Source organism: Moorena sp. SIO3I6 (genome assembly GCF_010672095.1).
In genome coordinates, this window is record NZ_JAAHHU010001490.1 from 1 (window position 1) to 1,225 (window position 1,225).

Annotated in this window: 2 protein-coding genes and 1 pseudogene; 2 read left to right on the forward strand and 1 reads right to left on the reverse strand. The window is 49.2% G+C overall.

What is annotated here, in order from left to right:
* Positions 1-546 (reverse strand): annotated as a pseudogene (locus tag F6K49_RS50545) (hypothetical protein); the annotation flags it as partial.
* A gap of 258 nt (positions 547-804) precedes the next feature.
* On the opposite strand from F6K49_RS50545, the gene F6K49_RS50550 reads away from it, so the two are divergent.
* Positions 805-1,005, forward strand: a complete 201-nt coding sequence (locus F6K49_RS50550) for a hypothetical protein (protein WP_293110432.1) — start codon at positions 805-807, stop codon at positions 1,003-1,005.
* Positions 1,002-1,225, forward strand: a 224-nt coding sequence (locus F6K49_RS50555) for a PucC family protein (RefSeq protein WP_293110434.1), incomplete at its 3' end; no start/stop codon positions are given. The genes F6K49_RS50550 and F6K49_RS50555, both read left to right, overlap by 4 nt.

Sequence of the window (1,225 nt, forward strand, 5' to 3'; positions counted from 1 at the left end):
GTTGAATTTGTAGGGCTTGAGGTGCGGCGACTTCATGAACTCTTTCATCTTCTTCGCGGGGATCGCCTGAATCTCCGGACCGATGAAGCTCGCCGCCTCGCCGACGCGCGTCGCGAGGAAGGTGTCTTCACTCAAAGTTTTGTGTCTATTGGCAGTAGTGAGGAGGTGGGGATAAGCAAGCTTTCCTTTGGTTATGCCCTTACTCCCAATTTGCGGCTTGCTACGGATATTGAGAAACAGAATTCTATCGAAAATAAGGATAGTCGGGTGGGGATTGGCTTGGAATGGATGCCCTGAGATGTTGAGAGGGTGGGAGGTGTGGCTCACAGGGGTAGGTTTTTTACATCTGGTTCGGGAATCGGGAATCGGGAGTCGGGAGTCGGGAATCAGGAATCGGGAGTCGGGAGTCGGGAGTCGGGAGTCGGGAATCGGGAATCGGGAGTATAGAGCGATCGCATTTATCGATCCGATGTCCCTATCCCAAGAGCGCGTTCGCGTAGCGTGGCCATTCGCGTAGCGTGGCCTTTTGGCCAAGGCCAATCGCATTGATAACCCTAGGCACAGGGAATAGAAAAATTCCCTAGTTCAGGGCATTGAAAAGCTTGTCAGGTAAAGGTTTGAGCAATTCTTGGTGCCTTGAGTTGGTAAACACAATTACATCAATTGCTATCCCTATTCTATTAAGCTAACCAAGAAAGCGGACGCATTTATCGATCCGATTAAGCTAACCCATTTAGGGATTTGATCTAAGCCATTTAGCTATAGCATTTACCTATAGCATATCCAAATTGATCATGAAACCCAATGATTTCTGATAAAACCAAACAATCCTCGGATCTCTCTAGTACTATTCCCGATTCCCGATTCCCGACTCCCGACTCCCGATTCCCGATTCCCGACTCCCGACTCCCGATTCCCGACTCCCGATTCCCGACTCCCGATTCCCGATTCCCGATTCCCGATTCCCGATTCCCTCTCTCCCCTAAACTAAAACTCTACCGATGAAAACCAGTAATTTAGACAAGTCTGAGCTTCCCTCCTCAGCAAAGCACCAAATACTTCCCAAGATTAATCTATTTACCATGTTCCGGCTTGGTCTATTCCAGATGGGATTAGGGATCTTGGCAGTGCTGACCCTAGGAGTGCTCAACCGAGTGATGATCGACGAGCTAGGTATTCCAGCCTCAATTACTGGGGGAATCCTAGCCATTTCGCTGTTTGTTGA

Coding starts and splice junctions, on each gene's coding strand:
- F6K49_RS50550 (WP_293110432.1), top strand. CDS start 805: ATGATTTCTGATAAAACCAAACAATCCTCGGATCTCTCTAGTACTATT.